Origin of the sequence: Dactylosporangium sp. NPDC050588 (assembly GCF_040654975.1) — a bacterium.
Taxonomy (GTDB): domain Bacteria; phylum Actinomycetota; class Actinomycetes; order Mycobacteriales; family Micromonosporaceae; genus Dactylosporangium; species Dactylosporangium maewongense.
The window spans coordinates 56980-83513 of record NZ_JBFAJA010000033.1 but is presented as its reverse complement, the minus strand read 5'-3'; the positions used below and the strand labels follow the sequence as shown (position 1 = coordinate 83513).

The window sequence follows — 26534 nt, the reverse complement described above, 5'->3', positions numbered from 1 at the left end:
GGCTCCTCGGTGTGGTCGCGCGCGTGGGCGCTGGGGATCGTCACCCCGTTGATACCACACCCGGGGTGCCGCGCCACCGTCTCGTCCGCCCATGCCGGGGCCTCATCCGTCCGCGCCGGCCCGGACCTCCCCGACCCGCCCGCGGTGCGTCCGCGGGCGGGGGGCTAACCCTTCGCGGCGCTGCCAGCGGCTCATCCGCCCGCGCCGACCCGGACCTTGCGGCGCTGCTCGCGGCGGTCCTCGCCGGGGCAGGATCCGCGCGCCACATACCGGTCGGTGAACTCGGCGACCGCGTCCCGCACGGTGAGCGGGGCACCCTGCCGGCGCAGGACTTCACCCGCGGCGGTGAAACAGGTCAGGGCGGCGGCGGCGAGCGCCGGGTCGGCGAGGCCTTCGCGGGCGGCGACGACCCAGTCGCGGTGCCGGCGCAGCGGGGAGCGCAGCGGCTCGGTCGCGGCGGCGGCCGCCTCGGCGCCCTGCGGGTCGTCGAGCAGGGCGGTGACGACCGCGACCGGCACGACCCAGCCGTCGCCGGGCTGCTGGTCGATCATCCGCAGCTCCAGGTAGCCGCGGGGGCGCACCGGCGGGACGAGGGTGCCGAGGTGCCGCTCGAGGTCCTCGAGCGTGACGGGCCGGGGGCCGTGGCCGCGCAGCCAGGCGCGCATCGTCAGCCCGGCCGGCACGTGCCAGCGGCCCGGGCCGGCGACCATGGCGACGTTGGCGGCGAGGGCGTACCGGGACCAGGCGGCGCGCGGGTCGTCGGCGCGGCGCGGCGCGCGGGTGCGGCTGGCGTCGGTGCCGAAGCGCAGCCCCTGCCGGTGCGACACCCAGCGCCGGCCGGACTTCGAGCGGTGCGGCGAGTTCGCGAACGCGGCCATGACCACCGGGCCGATCGCGTCGGCGAGCCACCACCGGCGCCGGTAGTGGCCCCAGTCGTCGGGGTCGTCGGTGCCGGCGTCCAGGCAGACCTGGATCGAAGCGGAGTTGCACATGACCGCGAGCCCCTTCGGGCCCGACCGCTCGTGGTATTCGGCGAGCGCGACGTACCGCGGGTGGTCGGTGACGAGCAGCGGCGCCCGCACGTCGTCGAGGCCGGTGCCGTCCAGGACGAGGCCGTGACCGGCGAGGGCGGCGCGGACGAGGGCGAGGTCGGCGGCGAGCGCGGCGACGCAGTCGGCCATCGACGCGCCGACGGCGGAGGACAGCTCCAGCTGCCCGCCGGGCTCGATCGTGACGCCGCTGCCGCCGGGCAGCGGGTTGCCGAGGTGGGCGAGCAGGTCGAGGAGGCGTTCCGGATCGGGCCGGTGCATCGGCTCACTCAGGTCGCGCACGCAGTACTCGAGCTCGACGCCGACGCGTCCGACAGGACCGACCCGGAACCCGGCGGCGGCCACGTAGGCGGCGGCGGTTGCCTCGGTGAGGATGTCGTTCACGGCGGCCTCCCGTTCAAGGGTGCGTGCTACCCAGGGTGGTGTTGTGGTTGACTTGAGTGACGCGTGCGGCGGCGGTTTCGGTTGTACTGCGGTTCTACGAGCCGTGCGGGCGCTGCTACCGGTTCGGCGAATGCCGGATGAGCGGCGACGGCTGGATGAACGGCGGGGGTGGGGCAGGGTTGTCCCGGGTGCTCCGGCGACCACCGGGCTGCGGGTCCGGCGGGGTGCATTCCATTAGGCGGTCCGGCGCCCGATCTGTCCAGCCCACCCGGGCAACACGTGGTGAACCCTGGCTGTGAACTGGCTGAATGCCGCAAGATCTCCCGCGGCCCGCCGCCCCTGCCCTGAATCTTGCGGCCCGCGCCAATTCTGCCGGTCCACCAAAACAAGATCGACTGTTATGGTTTTCTCATCGCTTTCTCAACGACGATTCGGCGGCGTTTGGAGGAAAGTGCGTTTGTCTATTCCCACCGAGAACGCCGGCTCCCCCGCCCCCGGTCGGCGTGCCTGCTTGAAATGATCGCGAAATACGACGCGGGCGAGATCACAATCGGCACGCGACACCCCGCGCGCCTCGATTCGATCACCCGCATGGAGGCGATCCGGGCTCCGTGCGCGGCCCCTTGAGGTCGACCGCGCCGAGTTGCTGCCGCATGTGTTCCGGATGCGGGCCGGCTACTTTTTCTGATCCGCGACACGCTCGCCGCCCGACGCGCTCGCCACTCGACGCGCCCATCGCCCGGCACGCCCATCGCCCGGCACGCCCATCGCCCGGCACGCCCGTCGCCCGTCGCCCGGCACGCCCATCGCCCGGCTGTCCTGTGGACGCCGGCCGGCGAGGTTCCCGCGGGCGGTCGTCGTGCCCGCGGGAACGCTCGTCCCACCCTCAGCGCGGACTGGCGAAGTCCTGGGTCCAGTAGGGCACGCCGCGTCCGTTGTACGCGACCGCGACCCCGACGTTGCGGAACCGGCAGTCGAGGATGTTGGCCCGGTGACCGGGGCTGTTCATCCAGTCGTTCATGACCTCGCGCGCGCTGCGCTGGCCCCAGGCGATGTTCTCGCCGTACGACGACCACCGGTAGCCCGCGGACGCCACTCTGCTTCCCGGGCCGCTACCGCGGGGCGACCCGTGGGAGAAGTAGCCGCGGTCGGCCATGTCCCTCGAGTGCAGCCACGCGGCGTAGCTCAGCCGCGGGCTCAACGTGACCGGGCCGCAGCCCGCCCGGGCACGTGCACTGTTGGTCAAGGCGACCACGCCGCGGACCACGCCGTAGTCGGCCGCGAACGCCGGCCCGGCATGGACGGCGGCTCCGGCCGCGACGACACCCGCCGCCACGGCGACGGCGACACCCTTCCGGATTCCCATCTCACCTCCACGAAGTAGGGCAGATGACCCGAAGCTAAACGACGACCATGAGGTTGACAGCAATCTGACAAAACTCGCATTTTTGGGCCGTTCGTACGCTACGACGCGCACGAACGGCCCATCGCACACCCACCCGTGTCACCCGTTCGGGTGACGCCGGCTCACCCGGCGGCGACCCGGACGCGGTCCTCGGGCACACCGGCGGCCACGACCCGGGCCCGCACCTGCGCGACGGCCGCCGGCTCGTCGGCGACGAACGCGTCGTGGCCGGTCCAGTCCTCGTCGTGGCCTGCGGGAAACCGGCCGCGGATCACGACGGTGCCCTCGGCGGCGACGTCGGCCAGGCGGTACAGGTCCCGTTCCACCGCCGCGGGCCAGAACACCGTCACCGCCCGCGGATCCCCTGTCGCGCGCAGCATCCCCAGCAGCGCCCGCACCGGTGCCACCGCGTCCCGCCCGGCGACGACGAGCAGCGGCCGGGCCGACATCGGGTCGGCGGCGGGCGGCCCGTACACCGGCCGCAACCGCAACACGTCACCGGCCGCGGTCCGCTCGACGAGCGCCGCCCCGACCGGATCGATGCCGTGCGGGACGACGTGCAGCTCGACGACGTTGCCCGCGGCCGGGTCGGGCACGGCCCAGCAGTGCCGCCAGCGCCCCGGCAGCAGCGCCGACTCGACGACCGCGAGCTGCCCGGGCAGGCACGGATACGGCAGGTACGTCCGCACCCGCAGCTCCGCCCCGACCTGCCCGCGCCGCTCGTGCGCGAGCACCGGCGCGCTCCACGACACCGGCTCGTGCGCGGCGGCGGCCGCCCCGTCCGCGAGCCACCGCGCCACGAGCCTGCCGGTCGTCGCCCACGCTTCTTCCTGGTCCCGCCGGACCGGCACCCCGGGCGGGTTGGCCCGCAGCATGTCCACGAACAGCACCGCCAGGTTGTCCAGCCGCTGCGGCACCACCCCGAGCTGCGCCACGACCGGCCCGAGCTCCGCACACCGGGCCGCGAGGACCTGCGGCTGGTCGACGTGCTCCACCAGCCATCCGACCGCTTCACGCAACACCTCCCGCTGCGCCGCCGGCTCGGCCGGCAGCAACGCCCGAAGGTCCTCGAGCGGCTGCCGCCCACCTCCGGTCACGGGCGGCGCGGCCGCGTGCGACGAGGGAGGCGGCACACCCCCGGGCAACGCCGGAGGTCCGTCCTGGAACAACGGCAACGGCACACCCCCAGCCGGCGGGGCGGCGCCAGGCTGCTGTGGCTGTCGTGCAGGAGAACCAGGCTGTTGCGGCAACGCACCAGGAAGTTGTGCAACAGCACCGGGCTGTTGCGGAGAAGCCCCACGCGGCTGCACAGGATCCCCAGGCGGTCGCACAGGAGAACCGGCCTGCTGCTGAGAAGCACCAGGCATCTGCGAGGAAGCACCAGGCGGTTGCACACGAGCGTCAGGCGACCGCGCCGCAGGACCAGGCGAATGAGCGGGCGCACCAGACGATTGAGCGGGACGACCGGGCTGTTGCGCGGGAGCACCAGGCGACTGCGGGGGAAGACCTGGCGTTTGTGTGGCAGGGCTGGGCTGTTGCGGAGGAGATGCGGGCGGTTGCGGGCCTGGGCCGGGCGGTTGCGGGCCTGGGCCGGGCGGTTGCGGGCCTGGGCCGGGCGGTTGCGGGCCTGGACCGGGCGGTTGCGGGCCTGGGCCGGGCGGTTGTGGAGGAAGGCCGGGCTGTGGCGGGGCCCCGGGTGGTGACGGTGATCCGCCGGGTCCTGTCTGGCCCGGAGGCCATCGCCCCAAGACGATGCCTGGGCGGATGGTGTCCCACAAAGGCAGCGCGGGAAGCGGCGTGGGCAGGGGCGAGGGCGCGGGAGCCTGGCCGGGTGTTGCTGGAGTGGCGCCCGCCCTCGGACGGGCAGGAAGGCGCTGCAGGTGGGCGACCAGCTCGTCCACCACCGTCGAGAGGGCACCCGGCCGCAGGGTCTCCGCGAGCAGCAGGCGCAACGCCGGCATCGTCAGGAACGCACCGGCCAACGGACCATCCGTGGCCCGCACCGTCCGCCCGGACACCGCCGCCGGGCCGGACGCGGACGCCGGCCCAGCAGCGGAAGCCGGGCCAGACGCGGAAGCCGGGCCAGACGCGGAAGCCGGGCCGGACGCGGACGCCGGACCAGACGCGGAAGCCGGGCCAGACGCGGGAGCCGGCCCGGACGCGGAAGCCGGGCCAGACACGGAAGCCGGAGCTGTGGCCGGTGCCGGGCGGGGCGACTGCGCGGGGTTGGCGGGGTGCGCCTGCGGTGCGGCCGGGTCGGGGCCGATCGTCGTCACTCATCCGAGTGTGGCCCGCCACGGACCGTCGCGTCGCGAGTCGGCGTATCAGGAGGCCAGTTCCACGGCGAGGTGGGCGGCGAGCGGGACGAGCTGCTCCGGCGGGAGCGGCAGGGCCTTCGGGGACGCCGCGGGCGCGCTGGACACCAGCATCGTCGCGCGGGGACCGTGGCCGGGGACGGCGGGCGGCGGCACTCGTCGAGCCAGGTGCGGGTCGCCGGCGCCGTGTCAGTCCTGCCAGAGCAGGAACGCCGTGCGCCGCCACCGGTCCATGCGGGCGGTGGCGAACGCACGGAAGTCCTCCTGGTCCGGCTGTCGCATGCGGCGCCTCCTCGTCGTCCCCCGTACGACGGACGCACCGCCGGCGAAGGTTGCACGACGCGTCAGGTGCGGCTGGTGGCGTCCGGAGCCGGCGCGGCGGTGTGACCGGGGCGGGACGTGAAGAGGGAGCGCAGGGAGACGAGCGCCCAGACGCCCTCCAGGAGCAGGAACCCCCAGTCGCGCCCCAGGGCGGCCTCGACGGCGAGGGCGGTGGAGCCGATGAGGTTGAGCCACACGTACCGGCGCGACATGGACGTCCACACGCCGAGCTGGACCAGCACGAAGGGCAGCAGGACGCACAGGGAACCGAGGATCTGGACGAGCATGGCACACTCCCGGGCACCACGCCGTCTTGTCGGGCCGGGTACGACGTGACTCGTCCGGGACAGCGCGCCTACCGCGCCGCCACACACCGACTATCGCACGCCGTGACGCCCGCGGGCACACGGGCGGGTGGACTGCGACCGTTCTCACCGTCCTGCAACCTGCCGCTGGTTCGCTGAATCCATGATCAGCAGGATGGCGGCGGTCGTCGCCGTGTGTGTCGCCGGCGCGCTGCTCGCGGACCCCGCGGTGGCGGCGACCCCGGGCAACTGGCCGCAGCACGGCGGCGGCGGCGCCAACGACAACTACCAGAGCGGCACCGGCGGCCTCGACGTGCGGCGGCAGGTGTGGCAGCGGCAGGCCGGCGGCGACGACACCGTCGGCGGCGCGGCCGTCGCCGGCGGCAAGGTCACCGTCGCCTACGGCAAGGGCGCGCTGCGCCGCGTCGACGTGCGCACCGGTGCCGTCACCGTCCTGGGCAGGCTCGCCGGCCGCCGCCCGCTGCAGCTCGCCGACGTCGACGGCGCCCTGTTCGTGCGCAGCCTCGAGGCCGACGGCACGCGTAGCCGGCTCGCGTCGTACACCCGCGACGGGGCGAAACGGTGGGAGGTGCCGCTGCCCGACGACGGGGCGATCCTGCCCTTCACCGTCGCGGGCGGGCACGTCCTGGTCACCAGCGGACCGAAGTGCCGCGAGCTGTGCACCGGGTTCCATCTCCGCGCGTACCGCGTCCGCAACGGCACCCTGGCCTGGTCGGGCGCGGTGGACGGCGACGCGGCCGGCGCGCCGGCAGTCGTGGGCGACGTCGTCGTGCAGGGTGCCTACGGCCCGGTCCGCGGCACGGGCGACGGCAGCGGCGGGGCGAGCCTGCTGTTCGCGTTCAACCTGAAGACCGGGCTCCGGCTCTGGACCCGCATGCGGCCCGGGTTCTCGCTCGTCGGGCACCGCGGGTCGCTGCTCGCCTCCGGCGCCGGCCCCGAGGCGCTGTGCTCGCTCGCCCCGGCGACCGGCTCCGTCCGCTGGTGCCGCGGCACCGCCGCCGGCGACGAGTGGGTCGACGGCCTGTCCGCCGGCGGCGGCGCTCTGTTCGGCTACGGCCTCACCGGCACCGTCCGCCGCTACGACCCGACCTCGGGCGCCGCCGCCTGGGCCACTCCCCTGGCGCTGCCGGGCTACCAGTACAACGCGCTGCACGCCGCGCTGGTCAGCGGCGGCGGGCACGTGTACGCCGCGGTGAAGCACGGCAACTTCACGCCGTCGTCGGAGTTCACGGAGATCGTCGTGCTGCGCGCCGCCGACGGCGCCGTGGTGCGGCGGCTGCGGCTCGCCGCCTACGACGACACGTCCGCGGAGCTCATGCTCGCCTCCGGCCGCCTCCTGGTCGTCGGCGACCGGACCATCCGCGCGCTCGGCTGACGGCGCCAGCGCCACCAGCAACGCGAGCAACGCCAGCGCGGCCAGCACCGCCAGCGTCAGCACCGCCGTCAACGTCAGCGCCGCCGTCAACGTCAACCCTCAACGTCAGCGCCGCCGTCCACGCCAGCGTCAACCGTCCGCACCGCCGTGAACGCGAGCCCTCAACGTCAGTGCCGGCGTCAACGTCAACGTCAGCCCTCAACGTCAGCGCCGCCGTCCACGCCAGCGTCAACCGTCCGCACCGCCGTGAACGCCAGCCCTCAACGTCAGTGCCGGCGTCAACGTCAACGTCAGCCGTCGACGTCAGCGGCGCCGTCCACGCCAGCGTCAATTGTCCGCGCCGTCGTGAGCGCTAGCGCCGGCGTCAGTGGCGGCGTCAGCGTCAGTGCCGGCCGAGGAAGACCCGCCGCAGGATTGCCGGGGCGAAGAGGCGCTCCGGCGGCGCGGTCAGGTTCACCGTGCGGTGGAAGGCGACCGCCACCTCCGGCGAGGTCTCCGCCGCGCGGAGCAGTCTCGCGATGTACCAGTTGAAGAACCGGATCTTCGCGGTGCGCCTGCCGGGCACGGACGGGAACGCGAGGTCGCCGCCGACGGCCATGTCCCACGGCGTGTCGATCACCTTCGACGCCCTGGCGTAGAAGCGCCGGGGCAGGCCGTCGAGCCCACCGCCGGCCGCGGCCCGCAGCTGCAGGGCCTCGAGCGCGGCGACGGTCATGCCCTGGCCGTAGATCGGGTTGAAGGCGCAGATGGCGTCGCCGAAGGCGAGGAAGCCCTCCGGGTGGCGGGGGATCCGCTCGTACCGCCGGCGCACGCTCGCCGGGACCCGGAACGGCCGCGCCGGCCCGAGCGGCCGGGCGCCGTGCACCACCTCGGCGAGGTCGCCGATCGGCAGGCGGGTCGCGTAGGCGGCGAAGCCGGCCTCGTCGGTGGGCGGCAGGTCGTCGCCGAGCCCGGCGAGGGTCAGGATCCAGCGGTCGCCCTCCATCGGCAGCAGCGCCGCGCCGTACGGGTACTCCGGCGTCACCCCGGTCAGCACGCCGAGCATGCCGCTGGCGAGGGGGCGGCGCTCGTACTCGCGGGTGGCGTACACGACGCCGGCCATGACGCTGTCCTGCTCCGGCGGCGCGTAGCCGAGCTCGCCGAGCCAGGTGGTGCCCCGGTTGCCCCGGCCGGTGGCGTCGACGACCAGGTCGGCCCGCAGCTCCTCGGCCGCGTCGCCCGGCCCGGCGCCGGCGGGGACGACCCGCGCGCCGGTGACGGTGCCACCACCCGTGTCCGGGTCGTGCAGCAGGCCGGCGGCTTCGAGGCCGCCGCGGAGGGCGACGTTGGGGAGCTTGCCGACGCGGGCCCGCAGGTAGTCCTCCAGGGCCGGCCGGCTGACGGCCAGGACGACGAGGTCGGAGGCGGCGCGGGCCATCGGGTTCGGGCCGTTGTGCCAGGCGAAGCCCGCCTGGATGTCGACGGTGAGCGCGCCGGCGGCGACGAGCTCGCCGGTGAGGCCGGGGAACAGGTCCTCGAGGACCTCGCGGCCCCTGGCGAAAAGCATGTGCGCGTGCCGGCCCTGCGGGACACCCTTGCGGGGGCCGGTGCCGGTGAGGTCGTCGCGGTCGATGACGGTCACGGTGCCGAAGGTGTCGCTCAACGCGCGGGCGGCGAGGAGCCCGGCGATGCTGGCGCCGAGGATCACCGCGTGCGTGGAAGGTCTGGTCATCGGTCCAGCCGACCATTGATCAGCGACAATTCATAGGGAGAAATACACGCAGCGCGAATCAGCGGGTGCTACGCGTCACATTCATGACCGGTTCGCCGGACGGGCAGGTGAGCGTCATCCGGACGAGGTCGTTGCCGTGGCGGAGCTCGACGAACGCGGTCGCGGCCGGACCGTCCTGGCGGGTCTCCGTCTTGTACGGCTTGGTCACCGTCACGGTCACGATCCGGACCCGCCCGGCGCCGGCGCACGCGGCCTGGACGGTGGCGGCCTCGGTGGTGAACGCGACCGGTGCCGTCCCTTGCGGCGTCGGCCCGGCGGTGCGCGGCGGCGTCGTGCCCTCGGTGGGCGCCGTGGGCGTCGTGGGTGTGGCGGGCCCAGCCGGCGTGGTGGCGAGCGTGCCGCCCCACGGCTGCGGGGGCAGGCCCGGCCCAGCGCCCTGCGAACCGGTCGCGCCGGTCGACGCGGCGCCGCCCGGCCCGGCGCCACCCGGCAGCGTGCCGCGCTGAGCATCGGGGTGCGCGGGCCCGCTGGTGGCCGCGCCGGCGGTGTCGTGCCGTCCGGCGCCGTCCAGCGCGGCCAGGATCCACGGGAACGCGGCGGCGACGAGCAGGACGAGGGCGGCGAGGGCGAACCGGCGCCCCCGCCCCCCGCGGTCGGGCCCGGCATCGCCGGAGGAGGAGGCCGGTGTCGGGACGGCCACCGCGCCGGTCGGCGTCGTCCCGGTGGCGGCCGCCGCTGCCAGTACACCGGCGGCGGCGGAAGCGGAGGGGCGGCCGGCCGGATCCTTCGCCAGGCTCGCCATGCACAGCCTGGCGACGGCGTCGGGCACCCCGGGCAGCGGCGGCAGCGGCAGCGGCGGCGTGAAGACGTGGTCGCGGATCAGCTGGGTGGTCGTCTCCGCCGTCCACGGCAGCTCCCCGGACAGGAGCCGGTAGAGCAGCACCCCGAGCGCGTAGACGTCCGACGGCGGCGCGACCTGGCCGGACAGCCGCTCCGGGGCCAGGTACGCGGGTGTGCCGAGGACGTCGTCGGGCAGCCGCGAGCCGGCGGGCGTGGCGAGGCCGAAGTCGACGAGCTTCGCCAGTTGGCCGGCATTGTCGGGGGTGACCATGATGTTCGCCGGCTTGACGTCCTGGTGGACGAGCCCGGCCTCGTGCGCGGCGGCGAGCCCGGCGGCGACGCCCGCGCAGATCCGGAACACCTCCGCCGGCGGCATCGGGCCGTCGTCCATGTGCTGCTGGAGGGTCCGGCCCTCGACCAGCTCCATGACCAGGAACGGGAAGCCGTCCTCGCCGAAGTCGTGCACCTGGGCGAGGTTGGGGTGCGACAGCGCGGCGGCGGCGCGCGCCTCCGCCCGGATCCGGCCGTCCTGCCGGTCGTCGTTCAGGTGCAGCACCTTGACCGCGACCGCGCGGTGCAGGACCTCGTCACGGGCCCGCCACACCACCGACATGCCGCCCGAGCCGAGCAGCTCCTCGAGGTGATAGCGACCCCCCAGCAGCAGCTCGCCCATCGGGGCCATCCTGCCTCATCGATGCGGGAAGTCCATCACCGGAACCTCTGGTTTCCTCACGTTCCCGGCCGATGGGAAGACCGGGAGGGCATCATGTCCACGTTTCTGATCGTGTTGGGCGGCGTCCTGGCCGGCGTCGCGGTCGGCTTCCTCGCCGGCCGCCGCGGTGCGGGCGGCGGGGACGAGGCGGTGCGGGTGCTGCGCCGGGCCGCCGCCGGCGACCTCACCGGGCGCGTGCCGGACGGCGCCTCGCCGCTGGCCGCCGCCGTGAACGGCACGCTCGACCGGGTCGCCGGCACGGTCCGCGACGTCGCCGCGTCGGCCGCCGCGCTCGGCGCCGCCGGCCGGCAGCTCGGCGGGATCGTCGAGGAGATGCTCACCTCGGCCGAGCAGTCCGTCGCCGCGTCGCAGCGCGTCCTGGAGGCGGCGCAGCACGTGCACACCCAGGTCACCGGCGTCGCGGACGGCGCGCGGCAGCTGGACGCCAGCATCGGCGAGATCTCCCGCAGCAGCGGCGAGGCCGCGACCGTGGCCGCCGACGCCGTCCGGGTCACCGACGCCACCGGCAGGACGATGACCCGGCTCGGCGACTCCTCGTCGGAGATCGGCGCCGTGATCAAGGTCATCACGTCGATCGCGGAGCAGACGAACCTGCTCGCGCTGAACGCCACGATCGAGTCGGCCCGCGCGGGCGCCATGGGCAAGGGCTTCGCCGTCGTCGCCAGCGAGGTCAAGGACCTGGCGCAGGAGACGGCCACCGCGACCGAGGACATCACCCGCCGCATCGCCGCGCTGCAGGCCGACACCACCGGCGCCGTGCAGGCGATCGGCCGGATCACCGACGTCATCGGCCGGGTCAGCGGCTTCCAGACGACGATCGCCCGCGCGGTCGAGCAGCAGAGCAGCACCACCGCGGGCATGTCGGGCGGCATCGGCCGGGCCGCCGGCGGCGCAGCCGAGATCGCCGACACGATGACCGTCGTCGCCGGCAAGCGCAGGGAGGCGCACGCGGCCGTGCTGCGCGCGAAGGAGCTCGCCGCGGAGCTCGACCGGCTCACCGCCGGCCTGACGAGCACGGTGGCCGCTCTCAAGGTGCCCTAAAAATCATCGATCGGGTGGTGCTGCGGCGGTTCGTGCCCCGTGCCGGGCGGTTCCACTGAGACTGGTGTTACCGGAAGCGAAGCATGCGATCGCACAAGCTCACCGGAAGCGAGACGGCCGGCCCGGGTGGCCGCGGGCCGGCCGGCGCTCGCTCCGCATGATCGTCCGGGGCATCGCGGCGGCCGGCGAACTGGCACACTTGGCGCCATGTCCTCGTTCATGTCCAACCTGACGCTGCACGACCTGACGATGATCGTCGCGGGTGTCGGCGTGTTCGGCGTCCTCCTGATCGTGGTCGGCGTCCTGGGCGTGCGCCGCTCGCGTGCCGCCCGCCGGGCCTCCATCACCCCCTGACCACCCGGGCCATTGACTTCTTCGGATGCGTGCAGAGAATTTCCCTGGGCGGTCCGAGAAAGGGAAATGGCGAATGGGCAGTAGCACACGTCGCATCCTCGTGCCGTTTCACGGTGAGGGGGCCGGGGAGGCCGACCTGACCTGGGCGCAGCTGGGGATCTGGCAGACCATGCGGGACACCGGGCTGAGCATGAACATCGGCGGGACCGTGGCGATGCCGCCGGGGACGCCGGTGGAGTCCATGCAGACCCTGCTGCGCTATCTGGTGAGCCGTCACCAGGCGCTGCGGACCAAGCTGCGGTTCGGCGACCCGGTCCGGCAGGTCGTGTCGGAGTCCGGCGAGGTGCCCCTGGACGTCGTCGACGTCGTCGGCACCGACGAGGAGCCGGAGGCCGTCGCCGAGGCGTTGCGGCTGCGGTACGAGGTGGCGCCGTTCGACTACGAGGCCGAGTGGCCCGTGCGGATGGGCGTCGTGTGCCGCGACGGTTCGGTGACGCACGTCGTCGTGCTGTACTGCCACGTCGCCGTGGACGGCTTCGGCATCGACGCGATCGTGCGGGACATGGCGCACCTCGACCCGGCGACCGGCACGACGGCGGCGCCGCTGCCCGGGCTGACGCCGCTGGAGATGGCGGCGAAGCAGGCGACGGCGTCCGGGCGGCGGCAGAGCGACAAGTCGCTGCGGCACTGGGAGCAGATCCTGCGGGCGATCCCGGCGCGGCGGTTCGGCGTCTCCGACGACCCGCGGGAGCCGCGGTACTGGGAGCTCACCCACCGCTCGCCGGCGATGCACCTGGCGATGCAGCTGGTCGCGCACCGCACCGGCGCCGGAGTCGGCTACGTGGTCCTCGCCGCCTATGCCGTCGCCCTGGCCAGGCTCACGGGCCGTAACCCGAGCGTCGCGCAGCTGGTGGTGAGCAACCGCTTCCGTCCCGGCTGCGCCGACTCGGTGAGCCAGCTCGCCCAGCTGAGCATCTGCGCGGTCGACGTGGCCGGCGCGACGTTCGACGAGGTGGTCGGGCGGGCGTGGACGGCGGCGACGAACGCGTACATGCACGGCCACTTCGACCCGCTCGCGTTGACGGCGATGCTGGAGCGGGTCCGCGCGGACCGCGGCGACGTCGACTTCTCGATCATCGTGAACGACCGCCGCACCCGCGACGGCGCGCCGCCGCCCGCGGACGACCTCGCCACCCCGGGTCAGCTGGCCGACGCGGTGCCGCTGTCGACGAGCTGGTGGAACCGGAAGGTCGACGTGCTGGACGCCGAGCTCAACATCAGCGTCGACGCCGCGCCCGGCGCGGTGGACGTCTCGATCTGCGCCGACACGCACCGGCTGTCCCCCGCCGACATCCAGGCGCTCGCCGCGGAGATGGAGCGGGTTACCGTGGAGGCGGCGTTCGACGCCGCGTCGCCGACCGGGGTCAGGGTCATGGTCGGGGAGCATCAGACTGTGGCCGGCTGAGGAGTCAGGTGGGGTTCAGGTTCGACGTCGTCGGGGTCGGGGCCCTCAACCTCGACTCGATCGCCCCGGTGTCACCCGCCGCGAAGGCGCTGCTGCGTGGCTCCGTCGCCTGGGGCGCGGAGGGCAGGGTCGGCGCGGCGACGGTCGACGCCGCCATGCGCACGGTGCAGGGCGCGGCGGTCCGGGTCGCCGTCGGCGGGTCCGCGTACAACACGATCAACGCGCTGGCGCACATCGATGCCGGGCTCCGGCTCGGCTACGTCGGCGTCGCCGGCCAGCTGCCGGTGCCGGGCGCCCCGCTCGCGGAGCGGCTGCGCGCGCTCGGCGTCGACACGGGGATGCTGCGCGAGGAGCCGCGCGAGCTCAGCGGCGTGTGCCTGTCGCTGGTCGAGGACGGTGAGCGGACGCTGCTGGTCCACCCCGGCGCCAACGACCGCATGGCCGCGCACCTGGAGGTCGAGTTCGAGGCGGTCGTGGAGTACCTGTCGGCGGCCAGGATCGTGCACGTGACGTCGTTCCTGGACCAGCTGACGCCGGTGGTGCTCGCCGCCGTGCTCGCCGCGGTGCGGGAGCGCAGCCCGGAGACGGTGCTGTCGTTCGACCCGGGGCACGTGTGGGCGGCGAGCGGGTCGGCGCCGGTCACCGCGCTCGCCACCCTGGCCGACCACGTCCTGCTCAACGAGCGGGAGCTGCAGGCCCTCGGCACGACCGGCGACGACACGTGGGCCGCCGACCGGATCCTGCGGGTCGGCCGGCCCGGGCGCTTCGTGCATGTCAAGCGCCCCGCCGGCGTCACGACGTTCACGCGGTCGGGGCCGCTGCTGCGGGCCCGCTTCCACCCGCAGCACCCGGTGCCGGTGGAGCGGGTCGTCGACGCGACCGGCGCCGGGGACGTCTACGCCGCCGGGCTCGTCGCGGCGCTGGCCGGCGGCGCCGGCCTGCACGACGGCGTCCGGCTCGGGATGGCGATGACCAGGCACAAGCTGGTGCACCTGGCCGACGCCGGCCACCCGGGGCTGCCGGCCGTCTTCCGCGCGTGGCAGGACGGCGCTACACCGGATCCGTCCTGATCATCCGCACCAGGGCGCGGATGCCGGTCAGCAGCTCCTGGTGGTCGCTGATGCCGTCGAGGGTGCCCTCGACGCGGCGGGCCATCTGGTCGATGCGGGCCTTGAGCGCCTCGTCGCGGTCGCGGGCGGCGGCCCGGTCGGCGGCCTGCGCGTCCTCCAGGCGGGTCAGGTCGGCGCCCGCCTGCTTGCGCAGCCCGGCCAGGTCGTCGGCGGTGGCCGTCCGGGCCTCGTCGAGCTCCCGCTGCACCCGCTCCACGGCCTCCTTGAGCGCCTCCACGTCGGCGTTGAGCGTGACGACGTCGTCGCGGGGGTGGGTGCTCTCCCGGCGCAGCGACGTGATCCGGTCGCGGAGGTGGCCGAAGTACGCGGCGGCCGGCCGCACGAGCGTGGACAGCAGGTAGAACCCGGCGAGGTAGTAGCCGGTCAGCTCGCCGGACACGGCCGCGAAGACCGCGGTGACGGCGGCGGTGGCGAGGTGCCCGCCGATCGCGAAGCGCAGCATCCACCGCGCGATCCGCCGCGCCTCGCCGTCGCGGGCCGGCGGGACGGCGATGCCCCGGGCGCGGGAGACCTCGTGCTCGGCGGTGACGTGCCGGGCGTCGAAGTACAGGTTCCAGGGCCAGGTGACGAGCACGACCGTCCACATGAGCGCGGCGAGCCCGGCGCCGACGGTCAGCAGGGTCCGCAGGGACACGCCGGCGACCTTGCCGAGCCAGGCGAACAGCAGCGCGGCCGCGGCACCGACCACGACCGTCGCCCACCACCTGGCCATGCTGGCACCACGATAGGAGCTCATGCCGACACTGTTCCGCCTGTCGCTCCTGCACGGCACCGTGCCGCTACTCACGTGCCGGCAGGTACACGTACTCAACCCGTGACGACCGGGTCCTCGGCAAGGCGAACCTCGGAGCCGGTTCGGAGAAGCCACCCCGACTTCCTGTGAACCTGAGGTGAACACCACCTGGAAGATCACGATGGCGATCAATGCTTGACAACTGTCACATCGACCGGCTTTGCTGTGATGGCTTATGAGCATCCGCGTTGGAACCTGTTGCCTTTTCGCCGAATCCGCCCGGAGGCGAACATGACAGACGCCCGGTTGTCCCGCCGCTCCGCACTCAAAGGCCTCGCCGCCGCGTCCGCGCTCCTCGGAGCGCCCACGTTCCTCGCCGCCTGCGGCGATGACGACGACGGCAAGGCGCCCGACTCCGGCGCCCCCACCGACCCGATCACGTTCGGGTCCAACTACTCCGACGACGCCACCAAGCAGGCGTTCGCGGCGCTGTGCGCGGCCGCGACGTCGGCGACGAAGGTGCCGATCACGGTCAACACCACCGACCACAACACGTTCCAGAACAACATCAGCAGCTACCTGCAGGGCACGCCGGACTCCCTGGCCACCTGGTTCGCCGGCTACCGGCTGCAGTTCTTCGCCGCGCAGGGCCTGCTCACCCCGATCGACGACGTGTGGGAGAAGATCGGCGGCACGTTCAACGACGCCGCCCGCAGCCTGTCGAAAGGCATCGACGGGCACTACTACCTCGTGCCGCTGTACAACTACCCGTGGGTCGTCTTCTACAACAAGAGCGTCTTCGCCGCGAAGGGCTACCAGGTCCCCACGACCTGGGACGCGTTCATCGCGCTGTGCCAGAAGATGAAGACCGACGGCCTCGTGCCGATCGCGTTCGCGGAGAAGGACGGCTGGCCGGCGCTGGGCACGTTCGACATCCTCAACCTGCGCATCAACGGCTACGACTTCCACATGCGGCTGATGAAGCACGAGGTGCCCTGGACCGATCCGAAGGTCGCGGCGGTGTTCGACCAGTGGCGGCAGCTCATGCCGTACGTGCAGAACGGCGCCAACGGCCGCACCTGGCAGGACGCGGCCAAGACCCTGGAGAACAAGCAGGCCGGGATGATGTTTCAGGGCTCCAACCAGGTCGCCGCGAACTACGCCCCCGCGAACCTCGCCGACCTGGACTTCTTCCCCTACCCGGCGATCAACCCCGAGCACGGCCAGTACTACATGGACGCCCCGACCGACGGCTTCATCCTGCCGAAGAAGGGCAAGAACTCGGCCGCCGCGAAGGTCGTCCTGCAGTACATCGGCACCCCCGAAGCGGAGACCAGCTTCCTGCAGAACGACCACTGGGACGTCGGGCTCGCCAACGGTCTCGTCGCGCCGACCTACAACGAGATCCAGAAGAAGTCCGTCGCGGAGATCGCCAAGTGCAAGAACGTGTCGCAGTTCATGGACCGCGACACGGTCCCCGACATGGCCGCCGCGATGATCAAGCTGATCCAGACGTTCATCGACGACCCGAGCCCGGGGACGGTCACCTCCATCCTGAAGAGCGCCGAGGACCAGGCCAAGACGATCTTCACCAAGTGAAGCGCCGCCGCCTGCTCACCCGCCGCGACGTCGCGGTCGTCGCGGTCATGCTCGGCATCCCGCTGCTGCTGGAGGCGTTCCTCATCTGGGGGCCGGCCCTGGCGTCGGTCGGGCTGTCGTTCACGAAGTGGACCGGTGTCGGCGGGGTGCGGTTGCAGTCCTGCGACTCGCTGCCGTCGGCGCCGGGCATCCCGCAGCCCGGTTGCCTGTACGGTGTCCGCAACTACGAGCAGGCGTTCACCACGTACCCCGACTTCTGGCCCGCCGTGCGGCACAACATCATCTGGCTGCTCGTCTTCGCATGCTTCGCCACCCCACTCGGCATGCTGTTCGCCGTCGTCATCGACCGCGGCATCCGCGGCTCCCGCATCTACCAGAGCATCCTCTTCCTGCCCGTGATGCTCTCCCTCGCCCTCATCGGCATCATCTGGGAGCTCATCTACTCACCCAACTTCGGCCTGGTGAACTCGCTGCTGCACCGTACCGGCGACGACAACCTCATCGACTGGCTCGGCGACCCGTCACTCAACCTCTGGGCACTGCTCGTCGAGGCCAGCTGGCGACAGGCCGGCTACGTCATGATCCTCTACCTCGCCGGCCTGAAAGCCGTCGACCCAGCCCTACGCGAGGCCGCGCTCGTCGACGGCGCGTCGGCCTGGCAGACGTTCTGGCGCGTCGTCTTCCCCGCCATGCGCCCCATCAACATCGTCGTCATGGTCGTCACCGTCATCGAGTCGCTGCGCGCCTTCGACCTCGTGTACATCACCTCCGGCGGCAACCCACTCAAAGGCCTCGAACTGCTGTCCGTCGCCGTCACCCAGAACATCGTCGGCGAGACCCAACGCATCGGCTTCGGCTCCACCCTCGGCGTCATCCTGCTCGTCATCTCGCTCGTGCCGATCACGCTGTTCCTGTACCAGGCGTTCCGCCGCGAGGAGGCCCGCTCATGACCCGCCGCCCGTGGCGCGTGGCGTCCCAGGCGTTCATGATCGTGATGATCGCGCTGTGGCTGACGCCGATCCTGTTCGCGCTGTACGTGGCGCTGCGGCCGATCGCCGACACCAACGCGCACGGCTACGTCTCCCTGCCGTCCGGACTGACGCTGTCCAACTTCCGCGCCGCGTGGAACCAGTCCGACATGTGGCGCTTCTTCCTCAACTCGCTGATCGTCACGGTGCCGGCCGTGGTGCTGACCCTGTTGCTGGCCTCGTCGTTCGCCTACGTCGTGGCCCGGCTGCGGCTGCGCTGGAACATCGCCCTGCTCATCCTGTTCACCGCCGGCAACCTGCTGCCGCAGCAGGTCATCATCACGCCCCTGTTCCGCCTGTACCTGGCGATCCCGCTCCCCCACTGGCTCAGCGAGAGCGGCCTCATGTACAACTCCTACCTCGGCCTCATCGCCATCAACGTCGCGTTCCAGCTCGGCTTCTGCGTCTTCGTCCTCAGCAACTACATGAAGACCCTGCCGCACGAGCTCGACGAGGCCGCAGTCGTCGACGGCGCCAGCGTCTGGACCCGGTTCTGGCGGCTCACCCTCCCCCTGTGCCGACCCGCCCTCGCCGCCCTCGCCACGCTGCTCACCACCTGGATCTACAACGACTTCTTCTGGGCCATCACCCTCATCTCCACCGGCGACAAACGCCCGGTGACCTCCGCCCTGGCCAACCTCCAGGGCCAGTTCGTCGCCAACCAGAACATGATCGCGGCGGCCGCCCTCATCGCCGCGATCCCGACCCTCATCGTCTACGTGGCCCTGCAGAAGCACTTCATCGCCGGCCTGTCCCTGGGCTCCACCAAGGGCTGAGCGCCGCTCATCCCTCCCCGACGAAGGTCGCCAGGGGCGACACTCGGGTCGCGCTCTCGTAGCCCGGCTTGAACGGGACGGTCTCGAGCCCGTTCGCGTCGGGCCCGTTGTAGACGTGCAGCCCGACGCCGCCCGTGACGATCCACAGGCCGGACGTCACCCAGCCGGCGAAGGCGTGCCACGGCAACGGGTCGACGTTGAAATCCACGTCGTCACCACCCCGGAAGCACGGGGACTCGGTCACCGCGATCTCCGTCACCACCCGGCCGACGACCGCCGCGAGCGGCTCCGGCGCCGACGGCCGCCACTCGTGCGGGCGCCCGACGACCTCGGGACCGACCGCGAGATCGATCGTGTCCCAGGTCACGGACAGGCCGTCCCAGGCCTGCCAGGCGAGCTCCAGCTGCGTCCCATCGTCGATGACCAGCACGAGCGGGATGTCCTCGAACCACCGGTCACGCTCGGGGTCCCAGCCGGTCCAGCCGGCGGTCACCCGCCGGCCGACCAGCCCGAGCAGCCGCTCCCGTTGCCGGTCCAGCTGCACCCGCGCACGCGCGAAGTCCGACCGCCAGCCCGAGATCTTCCCGTCCCTCATGCCGGCGATCCTTCCGCACGCATCGACCCACCTGATCACGAAACGGCGAAGAGCGGGCCACAGGTCGGGCCCGCCCTTCGCCGCGCCGGTCAGGCGGTGGTCGTGGCCAGCTCCTTGGGCTCGGCCGGCAGGTGGTCCTGGGCCTTACCCTCGACGTGCAGCTCGGGCAGGAGGCGGCCCAGCCAGGCCGGCATCCACCAGTTGACGCGGCCGAGGATGTGCATCGCGGCCGGGACGAGCAGGAGGCGGACGACCGTCGCGTCGAGGAGGATCGCGGACGCCATGCCCACGCCGATGACCTTCAGGACCAGGTCGGGGCTGGGGATGAAGGCGGCGAACACCGCGATCATGATGGCGGCCGCGGCGGTGATGACGCGGGCGGTGCCGGCGAGGCCGTCGGTGACGGCGCGGGCGTTCTCGCCGGTGCGGGTCCAGACCTCGCGCATGCGGCTGACGAGGAAGACCTCGTAGTCCATCGAGAGGCCGAACAGGACGGCGAACATCAGCACCGGCACGAACGCCGGCAGCGGCGTCTCGGTGTCGATACCGACCAGCCGGCCCGCCCAGCCGCCCTGCAGGACGAGGGCGACCACACCGTACGCGGCGGCGACCGACAGCAGGTTCATCACCGCCGCCTTCAGCGCCACCGCGACGCTGCGGAACGACACCAGGAGCAGCAGCATCGACAGCAGGACCACGCCGCCGATGAGCAGCGGGATCCGCCGGGCGATGTTGGCGGTGCTGTCGATCGCGGTGGCCGTCATCCCGCCGACGTGGACGTCGGCGCCGGTGCCGGCGACCGTCTGCGGCAGGATGTCGCGGAGCCGCTCGACGAGGTCCTCGGTGCGGGCGTCCTGCGGGCCGGTGCGCGGCAACACCGTGATGACCGCGGCGGTGCCGTCCTGGTTGACCTGCGCGGGCATCGCGGCGGCCACCCCGTTGACGCCGGGGAGGGCGGCGGCGAGCTTGTCGAGCGCCGTGGTGTCGCCGGGGCGGGTCAGCTCGACGGCGAGCACGAGCGGGCCGTTGGCGCCCGGGCCGAAGCCCTCGGCGACCATGTCGTAGGCCTGGCGGGTGGTGGTCTCGGCGCGGTTGTTGCCCGCGTCCGGGAAGCCGAACCGGACGCCGAGGAACGGCGCGGCCAGCGCGAGCAGGATCGCCACGCCGAGGAACGCCGAGACGAAGCGGTGCCGCTGGATCAGCCCGCTCCAGCGCAGCCAGCCCTTGCCGGGCTCGACGTGCCCGCCGGCGGCGACCGTCACGGCGCCCTGGCGCAGCAGCGGCAGGCGCAGTTTGTCGACGTGCCGGCCGAGGTACCCCAGCAGCGCCGGGAACAGGGTGACGCTCGCGACCAGCGTGACGAGGACGCCGAGGATCGTGACGAGCGCGGCGCCGCGCATGAACGACAGGCCCATCGCGAACAGGCCGAGCATGCTGACGATGACGGTGCTGCCGGCGACCATCACGGAGCGGCCGGCGGTGTCGAGCGTCGCGACGGTCGCCGCCTCCGGCTCGAGCCCGGCGGCGCGCCACTCGCGGAAGCGGGTGACCATCAGCAGCACGTAGTCGATGCCGATGCCGATGCCCATCATGGTCGCCAGCGACGTGGACCAGTCGGGCGCGTCGACGAAGCGGATGAGGACCCCGGTCAGCGTGGCGCTGACGGCGAGCCCGGCGACGGCGACCAGGACCGGCAGGCCGGCGGCGATCACGGAGCCGAACATCAGCAGCAGGATGACGATGGCGGCGGCGAGGCCGATCCCCTCGGAGCCGATCTCGCCCTGCTCGGCGCGCTGGATGCTCTGCCCGCCGAGGGCGACCGTCAGCCCGGCGTGGCTCGCCTCGGTGGCGATGTCCATCAGGCGCTGGCTGTCCTCGACCGGCATGTCGTCGGGGTTGACCACGTCGAGGCGCAGGTCGGCGACCGCGGTCCGGCCGTCCTGCGAGATCCCGCCGGGCGCGGCGAACGGGTCGGCGACCCCGGCGACGTGCGGCGCGGCCGCCAGCTTCGCCAGGAGCGCCTGCACGTCGCCCTTCGCGCCGGCGACGCCGTTGTCGACCCGGACGACGACCGCGACGGTCGCGCCGGACTGGCTGGTGAAGCGCTCCTCGAGCAGCCGCGTCGCGGCCTTGGAGTCGGAGCCGGGCGCGGAGTAGTCGGCGGCGAAGTCGCCGCCGAAGAAGTTGGACAGCGCGAACGCCGCGGCGAGCGCGACGACCCACGCGACGACGGTCCGGCCACGCCGCCGGTACGCCACCCGGGCGAGCCGCCCGAGCGGGCCGAGCGCTGGGTTCGGGAGGTCGGTCATGATCCCTGCCTTCAGCAGTGAATGGGCGTCAGTTGCGTTATGCCTATTAACCAACATGACGACCCGTCGCTTGTCAAGCGCCTTCACTTCTGTAACGATGATTAACGGAACGGTCATCAGGAGGACACTCATGAACACACCCAGGCGGGAGAAGGCGCGCGCGGCGACCATCGACGAGATCAAGCACACCGCCCTCACCCACATGCGGGAGCAGGGCACCGTCGACATCCGCTTCGCCGACATCGCCCGGGCCATGGAGATGACGCCGCCGGCGCTCTACCGCTACTTCGCCGACCGGGACGAGCTGCTCAGCGCCCTCATCGCCGACGCGTACGACGACCTCGGCCGCTGCGTCGCCGAGGCCCGCGACGCGGTCCCCTCCGACGACGTGGGCGGCCGGTTCATGGCGGTCGCCGGCTCGTACCGCCAGTGGGCCCGGCAGGATCCGCAGCGCTTCGCCCTCATCCTCGGCATGCCCCTGCCCGGCTACGCCGCCCCCGTCGACGGCCCCACCACCGAGGCCGCCCAGCGGGCGATGTCACAGCTGTCGTCGCTCTTCCTCGAAGCCCAGGCGCAGGGCGTGCTCGGGCGCCCCCGGCTGCGCGACGTGCACCCCGCCATCGCCGCGTGCGCCGAGCAGAAGCACCAGCAGTCGGGTGTACCGGTCTCGGCGGAGACCTTCCAGGCCATGCTGCACGCCTGGTCGTCGCTGCACGGCTTCGCCGCCCTGGAGGCCTACGGCCACTTCGACTGGATCACCGAGGAGGGCCGCGACGCCCTCTTCGACGGCCACGCCCGCCTCACCGCCGAGACCGCCGGCCTCCCCGCCCCCAGGACCCTCTGAACACCCGCCGACGCAGGCCAGCGGCTCCCGCATCCAGATCGGCGATCACAACGTCCAGCAGGACATCACCGTCGACGCGGGCACGCTACCGGTGCGGCAGGTCGGCGAGGGCGCGGCGGTGCACAAACCTCGCCGCGGTCTTCGCCGGCCGTGACCTGCCGGCGATCCGGCGGCTGCTCGACGCGCACGGCGCGCCACCCTCGGCGCCGCCGACCCTGCTGCTGCTGCGGACCCGGCGGAGCCTCGCCAGTGCCTACCAGATGGGCGGCCGCCTCGACGAGGCCGTCCGGCTCCTCAAGGAGACCCTCGCGGCGGCGGGAGGGTCAGCCGGTGACGCGGCGGCCGCGGGTGACGGCGGCGGTGACGAGACCGGCGAGGGCGAGGGCGCCGAGGCCCAGCAGGGCCAGGACGCCGGGCCGGGTCCGCTGGCCGTCGCGGGTTTCGGCGGTGGCCGTGACGACGGCGGTGTCCGTTGTACCGTTCGGCAGGCCGAGCAGGGCACCGAAGCCGTCGGTGGCGCCGTGGTGCTGGGCCACGGTGCCGGCCTGTGCGGTGTCGCGGCCCTTGTCGGTGCCGGGGAGCCGGCGCGTCGAGTCCTGCGTGGTCCGGTGCTGCGCGGCACGGTTCGCGTCCTGCGCGGCGCGGTTCGGGGTCCGGGCGGCGGCGTTCGAGCCCGGCACGGCACCGTTCGCGGCCCGCGTCGTGCCGGTCGCCCCCTGGGCAGCGGTCTGCGTCGTGCCGGTCCCGCTCTGAGCGGCGGTCTGGGTCGTGCCCGCGCCCTGAGCGGCGGCCTGGGTCGTGCCCGTGCCCTGGGCGGCGGCCTGGGTCGTGCCGGTCGCGCCGTGGAAAGCGGTCCGGGGCGTGCCGGTCGCGGTCTGTGCGGCGGGCCGGGTGGCGGGGGTCGTGTGGGCCGCGCCGGTCGAGGCCGGGGCGGCCTGGTGCGGGTCGCGGGCGGGTTCGGTGGCCGGCGCCTTGGCGGGGGTCGTCTGGGCGGCCGCGGGGGCGCCGACCGTGGCCGGGGCGGACAGGGCGCTCAGGACCGAGCTGCGGGCACCGGAGTCCGGGACGGCGATGGCGCGGACCGTGAACGAGTACGTCGCGCCCTGCGTCAGCGCCGGCACGACGCAGCTCGTCGCGGCGCTGGTCCTGGTGCGGCAGGCCTTGGTGGCGTCCTCGATCGCGGTGGCCTCGAAGTGGTCCACGATGCCGGTCTCGCCGATGTTGACCTTCCACGAGACCTTCAGCGACGTGGGGGACAGCGCGGTGACCGTGACCGCGGTCGGGGCGGCGGCTACCTGCTGCACGGGGATCGACAGGGCGGCGGCGCCGGGGGCGGACGCGGCTCCCGCGGGGGCCTTGCGCGGCGGCTTCGCGGCCGGCTTGTGCGCGGCCTTGCGAGGCTTGGTCTTCGCCTTGGCCTTGACCTTCGTGGCCGGCTTCGGGGCGGCCTTGGTGGTGGTGCCGGCCTTCGCGGGCGCCTTCGGGTTCGGGGCGGCGGAAAGCTTGCCGGCCTTGCGGTCGTTGACCTCCCGGTCGCCGCCGGTCGCGTGTACGCCGTGGCTGCGCACCTCGGTGCCGCCGTCCGGGCTCGGACGGTTGAACTGGCCGGGACCAGCGAACGCCGTGCCCCCGGTCGCGCCGACGACGACGATGCCCACGGCCGCCAGCGCGAGACCGGCCCGGGCGGCGCGGGCGGCCTGAACGGCCCGGGCGGCACGGAAAGCACGGACGGCACGGCGAGCGGGGCGCGGCACGGCTCTGGTCACCACGGTAACGGTCCCCTCTGGAGCATTCTGGACAAATGCCTACCGAAGGTAATGTAGCGACTACTCGGCGTGTCCGGGCGACATTCGCCGGTGGTGCTGTGGCCGATCCGGGCGGTGGCGGCGCGACGATACGCTGCCGCCGTGACCATGCCCCCCGATGACCGGCGGACGCCCGCACCCTGGTCCCCGCCACCGGGTCCGCAGCCCTGGACACCCCCGCCGCAACCGCCGTCACCGCCGCAGGCGCAGCCGCATCCGTACCCGCCGCCGCACCACCTGCCGCAGCGGGGCAACCCGCCCCGGGGCGGCGGCGTCCTGCCCTGGGTCGTCGGCGCGGCGGTCCTCGGCGTCCTCGTCCTCCTCGTCGGCGCCGCCGTCATCGTGGTCCGCCTCGCGAGTGACGACGGCGACGACCCGTCCGTGGCCGCGCCCCCGGCGACCACCGCGACCACCGCGACCACCGCGGCACCCGCGACCACCGCGGCGGCGACGGGCGAGACCGTGCCGCCGCGGCTGCCGGAGCGGCCCGAGACGTCGACGCCGCCGGCGCTGCCGGAGCTGGCGACCCGGCCGGTGACCGAGGAGGGCACGCTCAGGTCCGGGACCACCGGCGCCGCCACCGCGGTCACGTTCGTCAACACCCGCAAGGACGCGGTCACCGTCCACTGGCTCGACTTCGACGGCAAGCGCGTGCGCTACCAGCAGATGCCGCACGACACGTCGTACACCCAGCAGACGTACGCGAGCCACGCGTGGCTGGTCTGCGGCTACGACGAGACGCCGCTGCTCATCGTCGTCGCCGCCGCGGAGCCGGGGCTGGTCACGATCCGGTAGCGGCCGCAACCCGCGCCGCCTCCCGGCGGTCCACACCAGCATGAGACGCATCGGACTCGGACTGCTGGCGGTGGCCCTGCTCTCCGGCTGCGGCGGCGACCCGGCCGCGGCACCGGCCGGGGCACCGCCTGCGGCACCGTCGACGGGAGCGTCCGCGCCGCAGGCCGCGCCGAGCCCGACGGACCGGCGCTGCGCCGACCCCGAGCTCAACGACAAGCAGGTCGCGTTCCCGGGCAACGGCGGCTTCCTGACCGGCGTGCTGCTCGGCGCGGCCACGAGCAGGACCGTGCTCGTCCTCGCGCCGCAGGCCAGCGCCGACGCGTGCTCCTGGCTGTCCTGGGCCAGGCAGGAGGCCGCCGCGGGCTACCGCGTCCTCGCCCTCGACTTCGCCGGCGAGGGCCGCTCCCAGCGCGGCGACGGGAGCAAGCCGTCCGCCGACGTCCTGCGGGCCGTCGCGTACACGCGAACCCTCGGCGTCGAGAAGGTCGTCCTCATCGGCGCGTCCCGCGGCGGCACCGCCTCCCTCGTCGCGGCGGCCGCCGCCGAGCCGCCGGTGACCGCCGCGGTGAGCCTGTCGGCGCCCGCCACCTACGCGGGCGAGGACGCCGCCGCCGCGGCCGCCCGGATCGCCGTGCCCGTCCTGTACGTCGCCGCCACCGGCGAGACCTCGTTCGCCGCCGACGCGCAGACGATGTACGGCGCGACCACCGACCCGCGCCGCCGCATCGCCCTCGTCCCGGGCCGGCTGCACGGCACGTCGCTGCTCACCGTCACCGCCGACGGCACCGTCGAGGCCACCGCGGCCGTCACCGAGTTCCTGAAGGCCAACGCGGCTCCCTAGTTGTCCCGGGTGCGTGGGATCAGCTGACCCATGCGGCCCGGGACACGGGACCGGCACGCTCACTGGCATGACGAACGCAACCGTGCCGGACCGCTCCGCGGCGGCCGTACAGACATACACCGCACCCCGCCGGGGCTGGGCGCTCACCGGCGCCATCGGCGGGCTCGCCGGCGCCGTCGGCATCTTCCTCGGCGCGAACCTGACCGCCGACGTCGGCGACGGCATCAAGGACAACGCACAGCTCGTCGCGGCGATCGTCGCGCACCGCGACCTCGTCTGGGTCTACCAGGTGAGCAGCGTGATCGCCGCCGTGAGCCTGATCGTGTTCGCGGCCGGGCTGCGCCGGCACCTCGCCGTGCAGGAGCCCGCCGGCAGCCTCGTGCCCGGGGTCGCGGCCGCCGGGGTGGGGCTCGTCGCCGTGGCCGCGTTCATCGGCGGCGGCATCTGCACCGAGCTGTACTGGGCGCTCGGCGAACCCGACCGCTGGGACCCCGACACGATCGCCGCGCTGGTCGAGGTCTACAACACGATCAGCTGGCTGTGGGCGGGCGCCGGGATCGCCGCCGCCGCGGTCGCCTTCGGCGGGTTCCGGCACGGCTCGGCCAGCAAGTGGCTGGCGGGGGCCAGCGCCGTCCTCGCGCTGCTCGTGGCCGCGACGCAGGCGTTGCCGGTGCAGTACGCGTCGCTGTTCCCCGGCGCGCTGTGGGTCCTCGTCGCGGGCCTGGGGTTCGGGCTCCGGAAAGCTCGTTAAGGTCGGTAG

General features: G+C 73.6%; 22 protein-coding genes and 1 riboswitch. Of the genes, 12 read left to right on the top strand and 10 right to left on the bottom strand.

Translation table 11 applies throughout. The features are described 5' to 3' along the window. Positions 1-191: 191 nt before the first annotated feature. From AB0I21_RS23700 to AB0I21_RS23685, 4 genes are all read right to left on the bottom strand, one after another. On the bottom strand, positions 192-1433 hold the full coding sequence (locus AB0I21_RS23700) for a glutamate-cysteine ligase family protein (protein WP_360564204.1): 1242 nt from the start codon (positions 1431-1433) through the stop codon (positions 192-194). Between the two features lie 886 nt (positions 1434-2319). Beyond that, positions 2320-2799, bottom strand: a complete 480-nt coding sequence (locus tag AB0I21_RS23695) for a CAP domain-containing protein (protein ID WP_360564203.1) — start codon at positions 2797-2799, stop codon at positions 2320-2322. Between the two features lie 161 nt (positions 2800-2960). Further along, positions 2961-3893, bottom strand: coding sequence for a hypothetical protein (locus tag AB0I21_RS23690; protein WP_360564201.1), 933 nt, complete (start codon positions 3891-3893; stop codon positions 2961-2963). A gap of 1604 nt (positions 3894-5497) precedes the next feature. Next, positions 5498-5761, bottom strand: a complete 264-nt coding sequence (locus AB0I21_RS23685; RefSeq protein ID WP_360564200.1) for a hypothetical protein — start codon at positions 5759-5761, stop codon at positions 5498-5500. Between the two features lie 15 nt (positions 5762-5776). Continuing rightward, positions 5777-5843: riboswitch (guanidine-III (ykkC-III) riboswitch) on the bottom strand. Between the two features lie 99 nt (positions 5844-5942). On the opposite strand from AB0I21_RS23685, the gene AB0I21_RS23680 reads away from it, so the two are divergent. Further along, the gene (locus AB0I21_RS23680) at positions 5943-7175 is read left to right on the top strand and encodes a PQQ-binding-like beta-propeller repeat protein (RefSeq protein ID WP_360564198.1); all 1233 of its coding nucleotides are present in this window, start codon (positions 5943-5945) and stop codon (positions 7173-7175) included. A gap of 382 nt (positions 7176-7557) precedes the next feature. On the opposite strand, the gene AB0I21_RS23675 is transcribed toward AB0I21_RS23680, so the two are convergent. Together AB0I21_RS23675 and AB0I21_RS23670 are read right to left on the bottom strand one after the other, a co-directional pair. Continuing rightward, on the bottom strand, positions 7558-8886 hold the full coding sequence (locus tag AB0I21_RS23675) for a hypothetical protein (RefSeq protein ID WP_360564196.1): 1329 nt from the start codon (positions 8884-8886) through the stop codon (positions 7558-7560). Positions 8887-8944: 58 nt separating this feature from the next. Next, a complete protein-coding gene (locus tag AB0I21_RS23670; protein WP_360564195.1) occupies positions 8945-10399 on the bottom strand; it encodes a serine/threonine-protein kinase in 1455 nt (484 codons plus the stop codon). Between the two features lie 93 nt (positions 10400-10492). Between AB0I21_RS23670 and AB0I21_RS23665 the strand changes: the two genes are divergently transcribed. The 4 genes from AB0I21_RS23665 (at position 10493) to AB0I21_RS23650 (ending at position 14389) form a co-directional block, all read left to right on the top strand. Continuing rightward, positions 10493-11500, top strand: coding sequence for a methyl-accepting chemotaxis protein (locus AB0I21_RS23665; RefSeq protein ID WP_360564193.1), 1008 nt, complete (start codon positions 10493-10495; stop codon positions 11498-11500). Between the two features lie 207 nt (positions 11501-11707). Next, a complete protein-coding gene (locus AB0I21_RS23660; protein WP_360564191.1) occupies positions 11708-11854 on the top strand; it encodes a hypothetical protein in 147 nt (48 codons plus the stop codon). A gap of 73 nt (positions 11855-11927) precedes the next feature. After that, complete coding sequence (locus AB0I21_RS23655; RefSeq protein ID WP_360564189.1) at positions 11928-13319, top strand: condensation domain-containing protein; 1392 nt, start codon at positions 11928-11930, stop codon at positions 13317-13319. Positions 13320-13327: 8 nt separating this feature from the next. Next, on the top strand, positions 13328-14389 hold the full coding sequence (locus AB0I21_RS23650) for a carbohydrate kinase family protein (RefSeq protein ID WP_360564187.1): 1062 nt from the start codon (positions 13328-13330) through the stop codon (positions 14387-14389). Here AB0I21_RS23650 and AB0I21_RS23645 read toward each other — a convergent pair. Beyond that, the gene (locus tag AB0I21_RS23645) at positions 14370-15185 is read right to left on the bottom strand and encodes a hypothetical protein (protein ID WP_360564185.1); all 816 of its coding nucleotides are present in this window, start codon (positions 15183-15185) and stop codon (positions 14370-14372) included. The genes AB0I21_RS23650 and AB0I21_RS23645 overlap by 20 nt on opposite strands. 288 nt (positions 15186-15473) lie before the next feature. On the opposite strand from AB0I21_RS23645, the gene AB0I21_RS23640 reads away from it, so the two are divergent. From AB0I21_RS23640 to AB0I21_RS23630, 3 genes are read left to right on the top strand one after another with little or no spacing between them, the layout of a single operon-like run. Next, positions 15474-16781, top strand: a complete 1308-nt coding sequence (locus AB0I21_RS23640; protein ID WP_360564183.1) for an ABC transporter substrate-binding protein — start codon at positions 15474-15476, stop codon at positions 16779-16781. Further along, the gene (locus AB0I21_RS23635) at positions 16778-17731 is read left to right on the top strand and encodes a sugar ABC transporter permease (protein WP_360564181.1); all 954 of its coding nucleotides are present in this window, start codon (positions 16778-16780) and stop codon (positions 17729-17731) included. The genes AB0I21_RS23640 and AB0I21_RS23635 overlap by 4 nt, the downstream gene beginning before the upstream one ends. Further along, positions 17728-18585: a carbohydrate ABC transporter permease gene (locus AB0I21_RS23630; protein WP_360564179.1), complete on the top strand. Its 858-nt coding sequence runs from the start codon at positions 17728-17730 to the stop codon at positions 18583-18585. The genes AB0I21_RS23635 and AB0I21_RS23630 overlap by 4 nt, the downstream gene beginning before the upstream one ends. A gap of 7 nt (positions 18586-18592) precedes the next feature. Here the strand turns inward: AB0I21_RS23630 and AB0I21_RS23625 are convergent, their stop codons facing one another. Continuing rightward, the gene (locus tag AB0I21_RS23625; RefSeq protein ID WP_360564177.1) at positions 18593-19180 is read right to left on the bottom strand and encodes a hypothetical protein; all 588 of its coding nucleotides are present in this window, start codon (positions 19178-19180) and stop codon (positions 18593-18595) included. A gap of 89 nt (positions 19181-19269) precedes the next feature. Next, positions 19270-21489 (bottom strand): MMPL family transporter, encoded by a 2220-nt coding sequence (locus AB0I21_RS23620; RefSeq protein WP_360564175.1) that lies wholly within the window; start codon positions 21487-21489, stop codon positions 19270-19272. Between the two features lie 130 nt (positions 21490-21619). Here AB0I21_RS23620 and AB0I21_RS23615 point away from each other — a divergent pair, with 130 nt between their 5' ends. Continuing rightward, positions 21620-22333 carry a TetR/AcrR family transcriptional regulator gene (locus AB0I21_RS23615; protein ID WP_360564173.1) on the top strand — a complete coding sequence of 238 codons (714 nt, stop codon included), beginning with the start codon at positions 21620-21622 and terminating at the stop codon, positions 22331-22333. Positions 22334-22656: 323 nt separating this feature from the next. Here AB0I21_RS23615 and AB0I21_RS23610 read toward each other — a convergent pair whose 3' ends face one another. Then, on the bottom strand, positions 22657-24099 hold the full coding sequence (locus AB0I21_RS23610) for a fibronectin type III domain-containing protein (protein WP_360564171.1): 1443 nt from the start codon (positions 24097-24099) through the stop codon (positions 22657-22659). A 147-nt stretch (positions 24100-24246) separates the two neighbouring features. On the opposite strand from AB0I21_RS23610, the gene AB0I21_RS23605 reads away from it, so the two are divergent. From AB0I21_RS23605 to AB0I21_RS23595, 3 genes are all read left to right on the top strand, one after another. Next, positions 24247-24933, top strand: coding sequence for a hypothetical protein (locus AB0I21_RS23605; RefSeq protein WP_360564247.1), 687 nt, complete (start codon positions 24247-24249; stop codon positions 24931-24933). A 40-nt stretch (positions 24934-24973) separates the two neighbouring features. Continuing rightward, a complete protein-coding gene (locus AB0I21_RS23600; RefSeq protein ID WP_360564169.1) occupies positions 24974-25774 on the top strand; it encodes an alpha/beta fold hydrolase in 801 nt (266 codons plus the stop codon). A gap of 67 nt (positions 25775-25841) precedes the next feature. Continuing rightward, positions 25842-26525, top strand: a complete 684-nt coding sequence (locus AB0I21_RS23595; RefSeq protein ID WP_360564167.1) for a hypothetical protein — start codon at positions 25842-25844, stop codon at positions 26523-26525. The last annotated feature ends 9 nt before the right edge of the window (positions 26526-26534 follow it).